The organism is Sedimentitalea sp., from assembly GCF_039973035.1.
Lineage (GTDB): Bacteria > Pseudomonadota > Alphaproteobacteria > Rhodobacterales > Rhodobacteraceae > Sedimentitalea.
In genome coordinates, this window is the sequence record NZ_JBDWLR010000042.1 from 544,113 (window position 1) to 559,979 (window position 15,867).

Consider the following 15,867-nt stretch of genomic DNA (forward strand, 5'->3'; position numbering starts at 1 on the left):
CATAGCGCGGGACGCCGTCAATAGCCAGAGCTAATCCGTGATTTCAGCAGCGCTCAGTGAGTCGCAGTGTTCGAAAACAGCTGAATGATCGCGATACCGGCGATGATGAGGCCGAGACCGATTATCGCGGCAAGGTCGAGTTTCTGGCCAAACATGACAAGGCCGATCAGGGCAATCAGCACGATACCCAGTCCTGACCAAATCGCATAGGCAACGCCAACAGGCATGAACCTGAGCGCCATCGCCAGCAGGTAGAACGCGATCCCATAGCTGATGACGACGACGACGGATGGGCCGAAACGGCTGAACTGCTGGCTGGCTTGAAGAGCTGTGGTTCCGATCGTCTCTGCAACGATCGCCAGCAGAAGGTAGATGTAATGGATCGGCATAGTGGGACCATCTCTCTTGAAGGATCGTGGCGTCGGCGGAGCGACCGGTACGGTTGTCGTGACAATGACCGATCCATGCGGTTGAATCCATGGTTGAAATTATGCTTTGGCCGTCATTTCATACACGGTCAACGAGTCTGAGGTGTTCTTGTTGAGCCGACCTAAGCTGATCGCATTGCCCGGTAGGCTGCTTTGCCGCATGGTTCGCCGATATTTTCTGGTTTGGAGATAATCCGCTGGATCAGGATGTTTTGTTCGGTTCCTTCAGCATGATGGAACCGCGATTACGAACTTTGGAATTAATGTGGTGCAGGTTTCCCGTGAGACGCTGTTAGGTCATCCGATCGACATTCAGATTCTGCAAAAGACGGTAGGGCTTCGCGCAAACTGTTTCAGGATGATTCTCAAGGTTCCGGCCTCGGCATAGAGATCAGAGACAAAATGGGGTGCTTTCGTCTAATATACCGGCGGTACGCTTCGCACGCTCGGTTGTCGATATCGACGACATGGTGCAATTTGCCGATGGAAACACCCTACACGCAGCACGATTTGAAACCGACAATCCAGATCTGCGCAATAATCGTCTGATTCTGAGTGATGATCGCTAGAAGGTTGTGCGGAAATTTTTAGGGATTTATGATCCATTCCCACTCTCTACCAATGCAAATGTGTGGCGGGACGTTTCCGAAGACAATTTGGAACTCACGGCCAAGATATACTGCGCTGCGTAACGGGGGCGGACTTGCTGAAAGGCTGCGGGGTTAGTGATACGTTGACAGGTGGAGTGCATCGCTACAGGTTTGTGTTCACAAACGTTCATGGTGGACAGGATGCGATCACCGACTTTTCCGCTGCAGACGACACCATCCTGATCAAACTTCGCGGTGCGGATGCGGTGGAGCTTACGGTGAATTCTAACGGTGGGAACACAACATTGGCGCTGGATACCGTCGATGTCATCCTGTCGGGCGTGATGCTGGATGAAAGCGATGTCAGTTTCCAGTTCATCTGATCTGGGATGGCCCGGTCCCGGGAACCAAACGCGTGGAGGCGATGATGGTTCACAAACCGACGATGTGGTGTCTGATGCTTGGGCTTGTGGTGGCCTGCGACGATGCACAATCAAGCCTTGCCGATCTGCAATCGGCATGCAGCGCAGGGTCGGTGGAGGCTTGCGCCGAGGTTGAGATGCGCGAAAGACAGATCAAGGCCTATCAGAATCAACTAAATGGCAAGCGCGTTCCGGGCTCACTGGGATGTAGTCAAGGCTTTGAGGGAGAGGTGACCTGCATTTGAGCCATTTGGCGCAACGTCATCTGATCGTGTGACACTCTTGCGCCCGAACCGATAAACGGTCCGGGCGCAAGGTTTGCTCGGGATCAGCCAAATATGCTGTTCAGCGTCGCGCTTGGCCGCATCACGCTGCTCAGTTTTTCCGGAACGGCCTTGTAGTAGCCGCCGATATCTGCTGGTTTGCCCTGAACTGCGGCGAGTTCCGCGACAATTGCCGCTTCGCCATCAGCCAACGCCTGTGCGACCGGCGCGAAATGCGCCGCAAGTTCCGCATCCTCGGTTTGTGCTGCAAGGGCTTCGGCCCAATAGCGCGCAAACCAGTAGTGGCTGTCGCGGTTGTCCGGCTCGCCCACCTTGCGGCTGGGGCTGTGGTCATGATCGAGAACGCCCTGTGTCGCGGCATCGACAGCTTTGCCCAGCACCGCCGCCTTGGCGTTGTTCTTGCGTTCGGCCAGGAAAGAGATGCTCTCACCAAGGGCGCAGAATTCGCCCAGGCTGTCCCAACGAAGATGGTTTTCCTCGACGAGCTGCTGCACGTGCTTGGGAGCGGAACCGCCGGCACCGGTTTCAAACAAGCCGCCACCTTGCATCAGTTTGACGATCGACAGCATCTTGGCAGACGTGCCGAGCTCCAGGATCGGGAACAGGTCCGTCAGATAATCACGCAGCACGTTGCCGGTGATCGCGATGCTGTCCTCACCCTTGCGGATGGTTTCCAGTGACAGGCGTGTTGCCTCGCGCGGTGCGAGAATCTGAAACTTGTCAGCAACGCCCTTGGATTCAAGGATCGGTTTGACCTTTTCGATAAGAACCGCATCGTGAGCCCGGTTTGCATCCAGCCAGAAAATCGCCTGTGCACCGGTTGCCGCCTGACGTTCGATCGCCAGTTGCACCCAGTCTTCGATCGGTGCTTGCTTGGCAGTGGACGACCGCCAGATGTCACCGGCCTGTACGTCGTGCGTGTGCAGGACGTCGCCATTTGCGGCGATCATGCGCACGGTACCATCCGCCGGAATTTCGAACGTGGTCGGGTGCGAGCCGTATTCTTCGGCCTTTTGAGCCATTAGGCCAACGTTTTGAACGGTGCCCGATGTGGTCACGTCCAGTGCGCCGGTCTCTTTGAAGTAGTTGATGGTTTCATCGTAGACCGTTGCATAGCAGCGATCCGGGATCACGCATTTGGTGTCGGCTTCGTTCCCATCCGGGCCCCATCCCTTGCCACCTGCGCGGATAACGGCGGGCATGGAGGCGTCGATGATCACGTCAGACGGGACGTGCAGGTTGGTGATGCCCTTGTCAGAATTGACCATATACATCGGCGGTTTTGCGGCAAGGGCTGCCGCGAGGTCGGCTTTCAGTTCTGCGTTGTCCGCGATGCGCGCTTCGATATCGCCGATGCCGGAATTGGGGTTCACACCCAGAGCGTCGAGCGCGGCGCCGTGCTTGGCAAAGAAGTCTTCGAGATAGACGGAGACAGCGTGGCCAACGATGATCGGGTCGGACACCTTCATCATCGTTGCCTTCATGTGCAGGGAAAACAGAACGCCCGGTTCCATGCTGGCGACTTCGCCTTTCAGAAAGCTGCGCAATGCGGCGGCGGACATAAAGGTCGCGTCAACCACGGTACCTTCATCAAGCTGAACGCCGTCCTTCAGTACAGTTTCGCTGCCGTCTGTGCCCGCTAGGACGATCTTTGCCGCGCCAGCCTGTGCTGCGGTCACCGTTGTGGAGGTTTCGTTGGCATAAAAATCGTCGGCGGCCATCGACGCCACATGCGTTTTGCTGTCGGCGCTCCACTTGCCCATCCGGTGCGGATTGGCCATGGCATAGTTCTTGACAGCCTTGGCTGCGCGGCGGTCGGAGTTGCCTTCACGCAGAACAGGGTTCACGGCCGAACCCTTGATCGAGTCATAGCGTGCCCGAACATCTTTTTCTTCGTCGGTTTTGGGTTCTTCGGGATAGTCGGGCAGGGCATAACCCTTGGATTGCAACTCGGTCACGGCCGCAACCAGCTGCGGGACAGACGCCGAAATGTTCGGCAGCTTGATCACGTTGGCCTCGGGAGTCTTGACCCATTCGCCCAATGCGGCAAGGTCATCATCCTGTTTCTGCTCGTCGCTCAGGTAATCCGGAAACGTCGCGATGATCCGGCCCGCGAGCGAGATGTCGCGGGTATCAACGTTGATGTCAGCTGCTTTGGCAAAAAAGCGCACCATCGGCAGCAGCGACGCGCTTGCCAGTTCCGGCGCTTCGTCGACGGTGGTATAGACAATATCGGTATCAGAGAGGTTTGCCATAGGGTCTGCCTTTCGGGCCTTGGGTCAAATTTAGGGGCGCTATAACTGATCCCGACGACATCTTAAAGTCCTGTATGCCATGGTATACCGATTTGTCGCAGGGAGGATTGTCTGTCGCGAGGCAAGGTGTATGGTTGCATGGTTGTAGCGCCTGTCCAACGTCGTTGACTCTTTCTTGACGTAATATCCTCATTCGCATGCTAGTTCTCTACGGGATTCATTATTGTGACTTCGAGCCTAGGTAGCACTGCCAACATCGACCTATCGGATGCGCAACTCAAGCTTGAGCGCGCACGATTTCACATCGCTGATCTCGACGCTCAACTTGATACCTATTTGTCGTCAGATTTTTATCGTCTTAGACTCGAGAAGGACAATAACGAACGGCGGTGGAATGTTCATTTTGAATCCCTTCATAAGCCAGACCGTACCATCGATACTGTCCTCGGCGACGCAATAGGGAACCTGCGAAGCGCGCTAGACTACGCCGCTGTTGCGCTGGTCTATCCAATAACCAACAAGACGAGTGGCACCGGGTTCCCGTTCGCCGACGATGAGGCAGGCTTTCGCGGCCAAGCGAGTTCAAGTCGGTGTTTTGGGCATTGTGAACAACGGGTCAAGGACTACTTCACCGATGTTGTGCAGGCATTTGACGGCGGGGCTGGACATTGCTTTTGGGTGCTAAACAAACTTCGCAATATTGATAAGCATAGGCTGCTGGTGATCACAACGAGCCTTGCAGGGGTTTCCGCTTCTTGGAAAGTGGGCGGAGTTACTTTCACCGATTGCGGCATGGCCGTAGAGCAAGGAAAGCAAGGTGTGTTTATCAGCGCACCCGCAGGAAGCATCGAGTTCACCGAGCAACCGCGCGCTACCTTTGAGGTGGAGTTCAACGAGCCGGAAGTGATCCGTGGGAGAAGTGTATCTGACTTTCTTAGTTCTGCGGCTGACCAAGTTCAGTGCCTTCTAAGCACGCTCAAGACATTCTGACCGCACATGGAGCGTCGTTGGATACCTTGATGAAGCTTCCAAGGTGATTCTTTTCAGACAATTGTCTGATCCCGAGGTTTTATTGTGCCATTCATTCGGTGGCGTGGAGGAATACCTTAGGGGCTAGATGATTCATCTCCTAATAAACGCCCGTTATCGAGATGTTGGAAGCTCACGTCGATACCGGGTGTTACTGGTCCTCGGGTTGCTCAGCGCTCTTGTATTCAAGGCTTCCGTTCGCATACTTCTGGGCAGCCTGCATTTTCCGGTTGCCGAACGAACAAGTGAAATACTACGATTTGGAAAGGTTAAGCTATGGGATTGTCGCACAGGACGCGGGTGGTGATTGGGACCGCTGATTGCGACGCTCTGGGGCATATGAACGTGGCGCGGTACTTTGCCCTTTGCAATCAGAACGGGTTTGCCATGCAGACCGCGATGGGCTGGAACCCAGGGGATACTGTCGAGGGCCAAAGGCTTTCGTTTGCAGTGGTCCATTCTGAGAGCGATTTCAAATCAGAGGTGATGGAAGGCGAAGCGCTTGTTGTGGAGACCGACATTTCCGAAATCAGCAATCGCTCGGCCACGTTTCGCAATCGTATCTGGCGCGAGGATGGTGCGCCGGTATTTGACTCGCATTGGAAATCAGTGCTTCTTGATCTCGAAACCCGCCGCGCGGCGCATATTCCGGAGCCGTTTCGAGAAGCGCTTGCGCGATACATGTCTCCCTGAAGAGAACGTTGCCCGGTGTCAGGGGCGCGCGCTGTTTGCAAAGAACGTACGCAGTTTTGGCAAGAGCCAGTCCCACACCTCGGGCAAACCGCGCTTGACCGGAACACCGACTCGCGTTTCCAGTTGGTCCAGTGTCACGTCATAGTCTTTCCAGCTGCCGCCATCGGTAACGAGGTTGGCAACCGGCGTTTGCAGCCGGTCGATGCTCTTGGCAAAGATCGCATCCGGGCTTTCGGCCGCTTCGAATTCATCCCAAAGGGCACGAAAACCATCGGCCTGATCACTTGGTAATAGGCCAAATAGGCGATCCGCTGCGGCGGCTTCCTTGGCAGCCATTGCGGCATGATCAACATTGCCGTGAATGGGCGCATCTCCTGCATCGATCTCGACGATGTCGTGGATCAGCAGCATCTTGAGCACGCGGTTGATGTCGACGTCCGGTCCGGCGTGATCCGACAGCACAAGGGCGTAGAGCATGATATGCCAGCTGTGCTCTGCCGAGTTTTCATGCCGCGACCCGTCGATCAGGCTCGACGCGCGCAGGATGGATTTGAGCTTGTCCGCTTCGCGCAGGAACGCGATTTGGGCATCAAGATGGGCCGTCATGCCGAAGACGAGGCCGTGCGTTTCGCGGCGGCAATCTTTGCGTTCAAAAGTTTGCGTGCTGCCTTTTCCGCGAGCCGGACACGGATCGCGGTCAGATAGGCCTCTTCCAAGGTTTGCGATGACGCGCCGATCAATTCTCCGATTTCGACGAACAATCGCTCGTCGCCGGTGATTTTCATGGCCTCGATCGTGTCATCGGCCAGTTTGGAGGCGAGCGATTCTAGCGTGCTCATCGCGGGGTCCGATCTGGTCTAGCGTGTGGTTTCTGTCAGCCTACGCTTTACGTATTCGCTGACATTGCCGATCATGGTGTCCATGTGAGGTTCTTGAAAGAAGTGATCAGCCCCCTCGATTTCCTGATGGGTGATCGTGATTCCCTTTTGCTCGTGAAGCTTGTTCACCAACGAAACGGTGTCCGCCGGGGGTGCAACACGATCCGCGCTGCCGTTGATGATCAGGCCAGAGGACGGGCAGGGCGCAAGGAACGAGAAATCGTACATGTTCGCCGGGGGCGACACGCTGATAAAGCCGGTGATCTCCGGGCGACGCATCAGCAATTGCATGCCGATCCACGCGCCAAAGGAAAAGCCCGCAACCCAGCAATGCTTGGAATTGTTGTTCATAGACTGCAGATAGTCGAGCGCGCTGGCCGCGTCGGACAGTTCGCCGATGCCTTGATCGTACTCGCCCTGGCTGCGACCGACGCCGCGGAAATTGAACCGCAGGACCGTAAAGCCCATGTTGTAGAAAGCGTAGTGCAGGTTGTAGACGACCTTGTTGTTCATCGTTCCGCCAAATTGCGGATGCGGATGCAACACGATGGCAATCGGGGCGTCCTTTTCCTTTTGGGGGTGGTAACGGCCTTCAAGGCGGCCATCGGGTCCGGGAAAGATGACCTCGGGCATTTATCGGTAGTCCTGTCTGTTTCTGCTCTGGTGCCGCGAAATTCTTGACGAATTCCCTAAGCTACCTTAGAACGGTTCTAATTGGGCGCGCGAGCGTTGCCTCGTGTGTGTGGGCACATACGCATTGGGCGCGTGAACGTCAATGATTTCGCGCAAATGTCAGCCTTTCGGGGGAACGATCATGAAACTATCGACCAAAGGCAGGTATGCAATGGCGGCGTTGGTCGATATCGCACTGCAACCCGAAGACTCGTTGGTGACGTTGGGCGACATTTCTCAACGCCAGAACATATCACTCCCGTATCTGGAGCAATTGTTCGTCAAGCTCCGCCGCGCAGAGTTGGTTTCGTCGGTGCGCGGGCCGGGCGGCGGCTACCGACTGGCCAAGCCAACCTCGGAGATCCGCGTCGTCGATGTGCTTTCGGCGGTGGATGAAAAGGTCGATGCCATGCACAAGGGGGCAGGCGTTTCGGGTGCGTCGTCTGGCAGCCGGGCGCAATCTCTGACCAATCGCCTTTGGGAGAGCATGAGCGCCCATGTCTATGTGTTTCTGCACCAGACCCGGCTGTCGGATGTGGTGTGCAATGACCTCGCGCCATGCCCTGCGGTACCCGGCCTGTTCGACGTGGTCGACGAATGACGCGGACCTATCTCGACTACAACGCCACCATGCCGCTGCGCCCCGGGGCGCGTGCGGCGATGGTTTCGGCAATGGATGCGATCGGTAACCCATCAAGCGTTCATGCCGAGGGGCGTGCAGCCAAGGCGTTGATCGAGCGTGCGCGTGCGCAGGTCGCCACGGCCTTTGGTGCCGAAGGGGCCGATATCGTCTTTACTTCTGGGGCAACCGAGGCCGCGGGTCTTGCCTGTGGGGGGCGCGGATTGCTTGGCGCAGCCATTGAGCACGATGCGGTTGCTGCCTGGATCAAGGATGCGTTGCCGGTCGGGTCAACGGGGCAGGTCGATGTCACCGATCCTGCGTCATCGGTTTTGCAACTCGCGAATTCCGAAACCGGCGTGTTGCAGGTCTTGCCCAACGGGCTCGCGGTGGTGGATGCCACGCAGGCATTCGGCAAGGTTCCGGTCGCGTTCAACGATCTGGGTGCACAAATGGCGCTGATCTCGGCACATAAGCTTGGCGGGCCAAAGGGTGTCGGAGCATTGGTCATTCGCCGCGGCACTGCAGTGGCTGCCCAGATCCGTGGTGGTGGGCAGGAAATGGGGCGTCGTTCGGGTACTGAAAACGTTATCGGGATCGCCGGGTTCGGGGCGGCCGCCGAGGCAGCCGCGCATGATGTCGCGGAAGGCGTCTGGGAGCGAATCGAGGAATTTAGAAATATTCTAGAAAACGCTCTTGTGGCTGCCGCAAAGAATACTACTTTTGTCGGAAAAGGCGCGACGAGACTTCCGAACACATTGTGCTTCTCCAGCCCCGGCTGGAAAGGCGAAACCCAGGTCATGCAGATGGATCTGGGCGGTTTTGCGATCAGTGCCGGGTCCGCATGTTCCAGCGGCAAGGCCAAGGCGAGCCGGGTGCTGGGTGCCATGGGACATGACGAAATCACTGCCGCCAGTGCGATCCGCGTGTCGCTGGGGCCGGAGACAACAGAAACCGACGTGCTTCGCTTTGCCGACGCATGGTTGGCCAAAGAACAGAAATTTCGCGCCCGCGCGGCGTGATTGAAGGAGAGTGCCCATGACCATGGTGGACCAGACACAAGTCAAAGAAGGTGTCGATCAGGACACGGTGGATGCCGTGCGCGAGGTTGGCGGGGCCTATAAATACGGTTGGGAAACCGAGATCGAGATGGAATACGCCCCAAAGGGGCTGACGCCGGATATCGTTCGCCTGATCTCGGAAAAGAACGAAGAGCCGCAATGGATGACCGACTGGCGTTTGCAAGCCTACGAACGGTGGTTGCAAAAGGAAGAGCCCACATGGGCGATGGTCGACTATCCCGAGATCGATTTTCAGGACCAGTATTACTACGCCCGCCCAAAATCGATGGAGGTCAAACCCAAGTCGCTGGACGAGGTCGATCCCAAGCTGTTGGCGACTTATGAGAAACTGGGTATCCCGCTGAAAGAGCAGATGATTCTGGCTGGCGTCGAAGGTGCCGAAGCCGCACCTGCCGAAGGCCGCAAGGTGGCCGTGGACGCGGTGTTTGATTCGGTTTCGGTCGGCACGACCTTTCAGGCCGAGTTGAGAAAGGCCGGGGTGATCTTTTGCTCGATTTCCGAAGCGATCCGCGAGCATCCCGAACTGGTCAAGAAATACCTCGGATCGGTCGTGCCGGTCAGTGACAATTTCTATGCGACCTTGAACAGCGCCGTGTTCTCGGATGGATCGTTCGTCTACGTTCCGCCGGGCGTGCGCTGCCCTATGGAATTGTCGACCTATTTCCGCATCAACGCGGAAAACACGGGTCAGTTCGAACGTACACTGATCATCGCCGACAAGGGCAGCTATGTGTCCTATCTCGAAGGTTGCACAGCCCCCGCGCGTGACATCGCGCAACTTCATGCCGCCGTGGTGGAAATCATCATCGAGGAAGACGCCGAGGTGAAATATTCCACGGTGCAGAACTGGTATCCTGGGGATGAGAACGGCAAGGGCGGCATCTATAACTTTGTAACCAAACGTGCCGATTGCCGTGGCGACCGGGCCAAGGTGATGTGGACTCAGGTTGAAACCGGGTCTGCCGTGACATGGAAATACCCGTCCTGCATTCTGCGCGGGGACGACAGCCAGGGTGAATTCTACTCCATCGCGATCGCCAACAACATGCAGCAGGCCGATACCGGAACCAAGATGATCCACTTGGGCAAGGACACCAAGAGTCGGATCGTCTCCAAAGGGATCAGCGCGGGCAAGGCGCAGAACACGTATCGTGGGCTGGTATCAATGCATCCCAAGGCCAAGGACGCGCGGAACTATACCCAATGTGACAGCTTGCTGATTGGCGACAAATGCGGGGCGCATACGGTGCCCTACATCGAAGTGCGCAACAATTCTGCCCGCGTCGAACACGAAGCGACAACGTCGAAAGTGGACGATGATCAGCTGTTCTATTGCCGCAGTCGGGGCATGGACGAAGAAGAAGCCGTCGCACTGGTTGTGAATGGGTTCTGTAAGGACGTACTTCAGGCACTGCCGATGGAATTCGCGATGGAAGCGCAGCAACTGGTGGCGATTTCGCTTGAGGGCTCGGTGGGGTAAGAGTGGCCGAAGGCGAAAAGACGAGAGCAGAGGTGCGGACCTTTGAGTACAACGCGAAAGAAGGCGTTCGCGCCGTCGCGTTCATTTTTGTTTTGCGCCGTATTGCTTTCCCTCTTTTCGTCTTGTTCTTGGTTGTGGTTTTTGCGGCTTTTGCCGTGAATGGTGTCGTCGCCGGGTTGCTTTGCTTGGCGATTTTCGGGGGGCCTTCCCTTCTGTTATGGGGGGTTATCTCAGATCAGGGCAAAAAAGTCTTGGAGTATTGGAAAAGATGATCGTGACAACGACACAGAGCGTCGAAGGGTATCAGATCGCCGACTACAAGGGCATTGTCGTGGGCGAGGCCATCATGGGCGCCAACGTCGTGCGCGATGTATTTGCCTCGATCACCGATATCGTCGGGGGCCGCTCCGGCGCCTACGAAAGCAAGTTGCAGGATGCCCGCGACACCGCGCTGCGTGAATTGGAAGAGCGCGCAGCGGAAAAAGGTGCAAACGCCGTGGTGGGTGTTGATCTGGATTATGAAGTTGTCGGCCAGTCGATGCTGATGGTGTCCGCCTCGGGCACCGCAGTGGTATTGGGCTGACGTCAGGAAACATGGCGGCCGGACGGTACGCGCATACGCAAGGAAAAGAATAATGTTGGAAATCAGGAATCTGCACGTAAAACTTGAGGAAGAAGATAAGCAAATCCTCAAAGGCGTCGACCTGACCGTAGAGGCTGGCAAGGTGCATGCGATCATGGGGCCGAACGGATCGGGAAAATCGACTCTGTCATATGTCCTGTCAGGACGCGACGGCTATGAGGTGACCGACGGCAGCGCGATGCTGGGCGATCTGAACCTGCTGGAGCTTGAGCCAGAAGAACGTGCGGCGGCGGGGCTGTTTCTTGCCTTTCAATACCCTGTCGAAATCCCCGGCGTCGGCAATATGACCTTTCTGCGCACCGCTGTGAACGCGCAGCGCAAGGCGCGGGGCGAAGACGAGATGAGTGCCGCAGATTTCCTCAAGCTGGTGCGCGAACGGGCAAAGGCTTTGAAGATTGATGCCGAGATGTTGAAGCGCCCGGTGAATGTGGGCTTCTCCGGAGGTGAGAAAAAGCGCAACGAGATCCTGCAGATGGCGATGCTCGAGCCGAAAATGTGCATTCTGGACGAAACAGACAGTGGCCTTGACGTGGACGCGATGAAGCTGGTGGCCGAAGGCGTGAACGCCCTGCGTGGCGAAGGCCGTGGCTTCTTGGTTATTACACATTATCAACGGCTTCTGGACCACATCAAACCTGATGTTGTACATATCATGGCGGACGGTCGTATCGTCAAATCGGGCGGTCCCGAGCTTGCGATCGAGGTCGAGCATAACGGTTACACCGACATTTTGGCTGAGGTGGCGTAATGGCCCTGCCTGATCGAAAGCAAAGCGACACCGAGGCCCGCCTTGCGGGGCTTGTGTTGCCAACCGGTGGCTGGGTCGAGAGCAGCCGACGCGAGGCTCTGGGCCGGGTGACGGCTATGGGGTTGCCACAGCGGCGGGACGAGTATTGGAAATACACGCGACCCGACATGCTGCTAGATCCTGCTGCTCCGCATGCGGCGCTGCTTGAAACCGGGGATAGCCCGGTGTTTGACGATGTTGAAAGCCTCAAGGTGGTGTTTGTCGATGGTGTGTTTGATGCCGATGCATCAGACGATCTGTCGCTGGAGCATGTGACCATCGAACGGCTTGCCGAAATCGGAGACTCGGACATTCACTGGGCCAAATCGCTTTACGGCGTATTGGAAGCGCGCGGGCAAAAACCCGTCGAGCGCCCCTTTGCTGCGTTGAACACGGCGTTTGCGACCGATGGCCTTGTCATTCATGTCACGGGCAAACCAAGCAAACCGATCAGCCTGATTTATCGTCATGAATCAGAGAGTTCCGACGCGATCATGCACAACCTGCTGCGCGTTGAGAGCGGTGCCGAAGTCACGCTTCTGGAGACCGGCCCGGCCGCCGCGCGGTTCAACCATTGCACAGAGGTCGACATTGCCGATGGCGGAACGCTGCACCACGTACGTGCGCAGGGTCGCGATCACGAGCGCAAGGCCGTCACACATATGTTCGCGCGCCTCGGTGAGAAATCGGCGTTCAAGTCGTTTACGCTGACCGTCAACGGCGTCTTGACGCGGAACGAATGCGTAATTGAACTGACTGGTGACGATGCAATCGCCCATGTGGCGGGCGCCTGTGTCGGGGATGGCGAATTCCATCACGACGACACGGTGTTCGTTACCCATGACGCCGTAAATTGCGAAAGCCGTCAGGTGTTCAAGAAAGTGCTTCGCAATGGTGCGACCGGGGTGTTTCAGGGCAAGATCCTTGTCAAAGACGGCGCGCAGAAAACCGATGGCTACCAGATCAGCCAATCGCTGCTTCTGGATGGAGACAGCCAGTTTCTCGCCAAGCCTGAGCTGGAAATCTATGCGGATGACGTTGCCTGTTCCCACGGATCGACGAGCGGAGCCATCGACGAAGAGGCGTTGTTCTATCTGCGATCGCGCGGTGTCCCTGAAAGCGCAGCCACGGATTTGCTGACCCTTGCCTTTCTGGCCGAGGCCGTGGACGAAATCGAGGACAAGGAACTGGCCGAGGATATCGTGACCCGTCTGGAAAACTGGATGGCACGCCGCCGCTGATGCCTGTGACGTCGGACATTACGGCCACCTATCGGGGCCCGCGTCGGGTGATGCAACGATTGCTGTCCATGGGGCAGCGCGAAGATCGTGCGTTGGCCATTCTGATGGGCGCGTGTTTCATCGTCTTTATCGCCCAGATGCCGCGCCTGTCGCGCGAGTCGCATCTGACCGGTCAGGAGTTGAACATGCTATTGGGCGGTGCCTTGCTCGGCTGGCTCTTTATTGCGCCGCTGATGCTCTATGCGCTTGCCGGGCTGAGCCACCTTATTGCACGCCTCATCGGCGGGCAGGGGAACTGGTTCGGTGCGCGCCTTGCGTTGTTCTGGTCTCTTCTGGCCTCGACACCGTTGCTGCTCTTGCATGGATTGGTTGCCGGGTTTATCGGTCCGGGACCGGGGTTGCAGGCGGTCGGGTTTGTCTGGTTCGTCACCTTCACCTGGTTCTGGATTGCCTGCCTGCTGCAAGCGGAAGGATCAGCGACATGACTGTATCAAACCTGCGTGATCTTGCGGTGTTGACGATCAAGACGCCAGCAGAGGCATCGCGTGTTCTGTTGGGGATGGATATCCCGCGCGAGGCGCTGTGGACCGGGCTCGCTTTGGTTGCGGTGCTGAATGGTCTGCTCTTTACGCTCTCCAATCTGCTGGTTCCCGGCCCGTCGCCACTGCCTGAAATAATTCTTGTACCCGCGCTTTATACGGTATTGGTTGCAGGGGGGCTGGTCCTGACGGTCTATGCACTGTTCTGGACCGGACGTTTCATGGGGGGCACCGGGTCGCTTGACGACATCATGCTGACCATCGTCTGGCTTCAGGGGCTGCGTGTCGCGCTGATGGTGTTGGTTATCGTGCTCATCCTGACGGTTCCCGTACTGTCGGCCTTGCTGGGCTTTGCCGCTTCGATCTATGGTTTGTATATTCTGCTTCACTTTATCGATCAGGCGCACAGGCTGAATTCCTTGGCCAAATCGGCCGGTGTTCTGGTTGCCTCGATGGCGGCGATCGTGCTGGGCCTGACCTTGCTTATCTCCCTGTTCGGGGGGCCAATTTCTGGACTATCTGCCTATGTATGACGTTGAAAAAATCCGCACCGACTTTCCGATTTTGTCGCGTGAAGTGAATGGCATGCCGCTGACCTATCTGGACAACGGCGCATCGGCGCAGAAACCGCAGGTGGTCATCGACGCGGTGACACGTGGATACGCCGAAGAATATTCCAATGTTCACAGAGGGCTGCATTTCCTGTCCAACCTCTCCACGGAAAAATACGAAGCGGTCCGCGGCACCATCGCGCGATTCCTTGGCGCGGAGTCCGAAGACGAGATCGTGCTGAATTCCGGCACCACCGAGGGCATCAACATGGTTGCCTATGGCTGGGCGATGCCGCGCCTTGAGGCCGGTGACGAGATTGTTCTGTCGGTGATGGAGCATCACGCAAACATCGTCCCCTGGCATTTTCTGCGCGAGCGGCAGGGGGTGGTACTGAAATGGGTCGACGTCGATGCCACCGGTGCGCTTGATCCACAGGCCGTGATCGATGCCATCACACCGCGCACGAAACTCGTGGCGATCACGCATCTTTCCAACGTGCTGGGGACTCGCGTTGACGTCAAAACCATCACGCGCGAAGCGCAGGCCTTGGGCGTACCGGTTCTCGTGGATGGCAGTCAGGCAGCGGTGCACATGCCTGTGAATGTACAGGACATTGGCTGCGACTTCTATGCAATCACCGGGCACAAGCTCTATGGCCCATCCGGGTCTGGCGCCATCTATGTCAAGTCCGAACGACTAGCAGAGATGCGCCCCTTCATGGGTGGTGGAGACATGATCAAGGAGGTCAGCAAAGACACTGTCGTCTACAATGATCCACCGATGAAGTTCGAAGCCGGAACACCCGGGATCGTACAGACCATCGGTCTTGGGGCCGCTCTGGAATACTTGATGGAACTGGGATTGGGCAACATCGCTGCCCATGAAGATAGCGTGCGTGACTATGCCCGCTCACGGTTGGATGGGCTGAACTGGCTTCAGGTGCAGGGAACGACCCCCGACAAGGCGGCGATCTTTTCTTTCACACTGGACGGGGCGGCGCATGCCCATGATATTTCAACGATTCTGGACAAGCGCGGTGTTGCGGTCAGGGCAGGGCATCATTGCGCAGGTCCGCTGATGGATCACTTGGGGCTTACCGCAACTTGCCGCGCCTCCTTTGGTCTCTACAATACGGTTCAAGAAGTGGATACGCTGGTTGACGCGCTGGAACTTGCCCACGAACTCTTTGCCTGACGACGCATGAAATTTCTGATTGCGGGGCAGAAGTGGCAGGGATATAGAACTCAAAGGTGCTTTGGCTCTGCTGAGTTGCAATTCGTGCGATGTAGCTGGGTGAAGCGCTGAGACGAAACGGAATTACCTCGGCCTTGAGGCAGACCGCGATCAATGGTCCGACAATTGGCCGAACAACAGTGCGGACCCATAGCTCAGCTGGATAGAGTGTCGCCCTCCGAAGGCGAAGGTCGTAGGTTCGAATCCTACTGGGTCCGCCATTTCACCCCCCTTGCAGTTGATTTCATTATATTTTTCACTCATATTGTCGAACCTTTACTGTTGGGTTCGTCAAGTTTCGAACCCGTTTCGTTCTGCCGCAGCTTGGCAAATCCCTGATCCGCCATAAGGCCGCGCCGCGCCTTACCTGCGTAAATCTGGACCATTTGCGGCGATGTGTGACCCGTCCAAGCCATAATCTCGCGCTCCGACGCCCCGGC

19 protein-coding genes, 1 tRNA gene and 1 pseudogene are annotated in these 15,867 nt (G+C 57.0%); 15 read left to right on the forward strand and 6 right to left on the reverse strand.

What is annotated here, in order from left to right; all coding sequences use genetic code 11:
* Window positions 1–53: 53 nt before the first annotated feature.
* Entirely contained in the window at window positions 54–389 is a 336-nt protein-coding gene (locus ABJO75_RS11320; protein WP_348130404.1) for a multidrug efflux SMR transporter, read from the reverse strand.
* A 742-nt stretch (window positions 390–1,131) separates the two neighbouring features.
* Between ABJO75_RS11320 and ABJO75_RS11325 the strand changes: the two genes are divergently transcribed.
* Window positions 1,132–1,401 (forward strand): hypothetical protein, encoded by a 270-nt coding sequence (locus ABJO75_RS11325; protein ID WP_348130407.1) that lies wholly within the window; start codon window positions 1,132–1,134, stop codon window positions 1,399–1,401.
* Window positions 1,402–1,433: 32 nt separating this feature from the next.
* A complete protein-coding gene (locus ABJO75_RS11330; RefSeq protein WP_348130410.1) occupies window positions 1,434–1,685 on the forward strand; it encodes a hypothetical protein in 252 nt (83 codons plus the stop codon).
* Between the two features lie 83 nt (window positions 1,686–1,768).
* On the opposite strand, the gene ABJO75_RS11335 is transcribed toward ABJO75_RS11330, so the two are convergent.
* A complete protein-coding gene (locus ABJO75_RS11335) occupies window positions 1,769–3,979 on the reverse strand; it encodes an NADP-dependent isocitrate dehydrogenase (RefSeq protein ID WP_348130413.1) in 2,211 nt (736 codons plus the stop codon).
* Between the two features lie 225 nt (window positions 3,980–4,204).
* Here ABJO75_RS11335 and ABJO75_RS11340 point away from each other — a divergent pair, with 225 nt between their 5' ends.
* Together ABJO75_RS11340 and ABJO75_RS11345 are read left to right on the forward strand one after the other, a co-directional pair.
* On the forward strand, window positions 4,205–4,969 hold the full coding sequence (locus ABJO75_RS11340) for a hypothetical protein (RefSeq protein ID WP_348130416.1): 765 nt from the start codon (window positions 4,205–4,207) through the stop codon (window positions 4,967–4,969).
* Between the two features lie 315 nt (window positions 4,970–5,284).
* Window positions 5,285–5,701, forward strand: a complete 417-nt coding sequence (locus ABJO75_RS11345; protein WP_348130419.1) for a thioesterase family protein — start codon at window positions 5,285–5,287, stop codon at window positions 5,699–5,701.
* A gap of 18 nt (window positions 5,702–5,719) precedes the next feature.
* Here ABJO75_RS11345 and ABJO75_RS11350 read toward each other — a convergent pair whose 3' ends face one another.
* The 3 genes from ABJO75_RS11350 to ABJO75_RS11360 are packed head-to-tail and all read right to left on the reverse strand — an operon-like array spanning window position 5,720 to window position 7,212.
* Window positions 5,720–6,307 (reverse strand): HD domain-containing protein, encoded by a 588-nt coding sequence (locus tag ABJO75_RS11350; protein ID WP_348130421.1) that lies wholly within the window; start codon window positions 6,305–6,307, stop codon window positions 5,720–5,722.
* Window positions 6,304–6,540: a hypothetical protein gene (locus tag ABJO75_RS11355; protein ID WP_348130424.1), complete on the reverse strand. Its 237-nt coding sequence runs from the start codon at window positions 6,538–6,540 to the stop codon at window positions 6,304–6,306. The genes ABJO75_RS11350 and ABJO75_RS11355 overlap by 4 nt, the downstream gene beginning before the upstream one ends.
* 18 nt (window positions 6,541–6,558) lie before the next feature.
* On the reverse strand, window positions 6,559–7,212 hold the full coding sequence (locus tag ABJO75_RS11360) for an alpha/beta hydrolase (protein WP_348130427.1): 654 nt from the start codon (window positions 7,210–7,212) through the stop codon (window positions 6,559–6,561).
* Window positions 7,213–7,393: 181 nt separating this feature from the next.
* On the opposite strand from ABJO75_RS11360, the gene ABJO75_RS11365 reads away from it, so the two are divergent.
* The 11 genes from ABJO75_RS11365 to ABJO75_RS11415 all read left to right on the forward strand — a co-directional run bounded on the left by ABJO75_RS11365 (window position 7,394) and on the right by ABJO75_RS11415 (window position 15,648).
* Window positions 7,394–7,852, forward strand: coding sequence for an Rrf2 family transcriptional regulator (locus tag ABJO75_RS11365; RefSeq protein WP_348130429.1), 459 nt, complete (start codon window positions 7,394–7,396; stop codon window positions 7,850–7,852).
* Complete coding sequence (locus ABJO75_RS11370; RefSeq protein WP_348130431.1) at window positions 7,849–8,892, forward strand: cysteine desulfurase family protein; 1,044 nt, start codon at window positions 7,849–7,851, stop codon at window positions 8,890–8,892. The genes ABJO75_RS11365 and ABJO75_RS11370 overlap by 4 nt, the downstream gene beginning before the upstream one ends.
* A gap of 16 nt (window positions 8,893–8,908) precedes the next feature.
* The gene (gene sufB / locus ABJO75_RS11375) at window positions 8,909–10,432 is read left to right on the forward strand and encodes a Fe-S cluster assembly protein SufB (protein WP_348130433.1); all 1,524 of its coding nucleotides are present in this window, start codon (window positions 8,909–8,911) and stop codon (window positions 10,430–10,432) included.
* Window positions 10,433–10,434: 2 nt separating this feature from the next.
* On the forward strand, window positions 10,435–10,704 hold the full coding sequence (locus tag ABJO75_RS11380; protein WP_348130435.1) for a hypothetical protein: 270 nt from the start codon (window positions 10,435–10,437) through the stop codon (window positions 10,702–10,704).
* Window positions 10,701–11,015, forward strand: a complete 315-nt coding sequence (locus ABJO75_RS11385; RefSeq protein ID WP_348130438.1) for a heavy metal-binding domain-containing protein — start codon at window positions 10,701–10,703, stop codon at window positions 11,013–11,015. The genes ABJO75_RS11380 and ABJO75_RS11385 overlap by 4 nt, the downstream gene beginning before the upstream one ends.
* A 52-nt stretch (window positions 11,016–11,067) precedes the next feature.
* On the forward strand, window positions 11,068–11,823 hold the full coding sequence (sufC, locus tag ABJO75_RS11390; RefSeq protein WP_348130441.1) for a Fe-S cluster assembly ATPase SufC: 756 nt from the start codon (window positions 11,068–11,070) through the stop codon (window positions 11,821–11,823).
* Window positions 11,823–13,103, forward strand: a complete 1,281-nt coding sequence (locus ABJO75_RS11395; RefSeq protein ID WP_348130444.1) for a SufD family Fe-S cluster assembly protein — start codon at window positions 11,823–11,825, stop codon at window positions 13,101–13,103. Before sufC ends, ABJO75_RS11395 begins: the two co-directional genes overlap by 1 nt.
* Entirely contained in the window at window positions 13,103–13,588 is a 486-nt protein-coding gene (locus ABJO75_RS11400; RefSeq protein ID WP_348130447.1) for a YIP1 family protein, read from the forward strand. The genes ABJO75_RS11395 and ABJO75_RS11400 overlap by 1 nt, the downstream gene beginning before the upstream one ends.
* Window positions 13,585–14,175, forward strand: coding sequence for a Yip1 family protein (locus tag ABJO75_RS11405; protein WP_348130450.1), 591 nt, complete (start codon window positions 13,585–13,587; stop codon window positions 14,173–14,175). Before ABJO75_RS11400 ends, ABJO75_RS11405 begins: the two co-directional genes overlap by 4 nt.
* Window positions 14,168–15,388, forward strand: coding sequence for a cysteine desulfurase (locus tag ABJO75_RS11410; RefSeq protein ID WP_348130452.1), 1,221 nt, complete (start codon window positions 14,168–14,170; stop codon window positions 15,386–15,388). Before ABJO75_RS11405 ends, ABJO75_RS11410 begins: the two co-directional genes overlap by 8 nt.
* Window positions 15,389–15,571: 183 nt before the next feature.
* Window positions 15,572–15,648: transfer RNA gene (locus ABJO75_RS11415), tRNA-Arg, on the forward strand.
* A 39-nt stretch (window positions 15,649–15,687) separates the two neighbouring features.
* On the opposite strand, the pseudogene ABJO75_RS11420 reads toward ABJO75_RS11415, so the two are convergent.
* Window positions 15,688–15,867: pseudogene (locus ABJO75_RS11420) on the reverse strand (hypothetical protein); the annotation flags it as partial.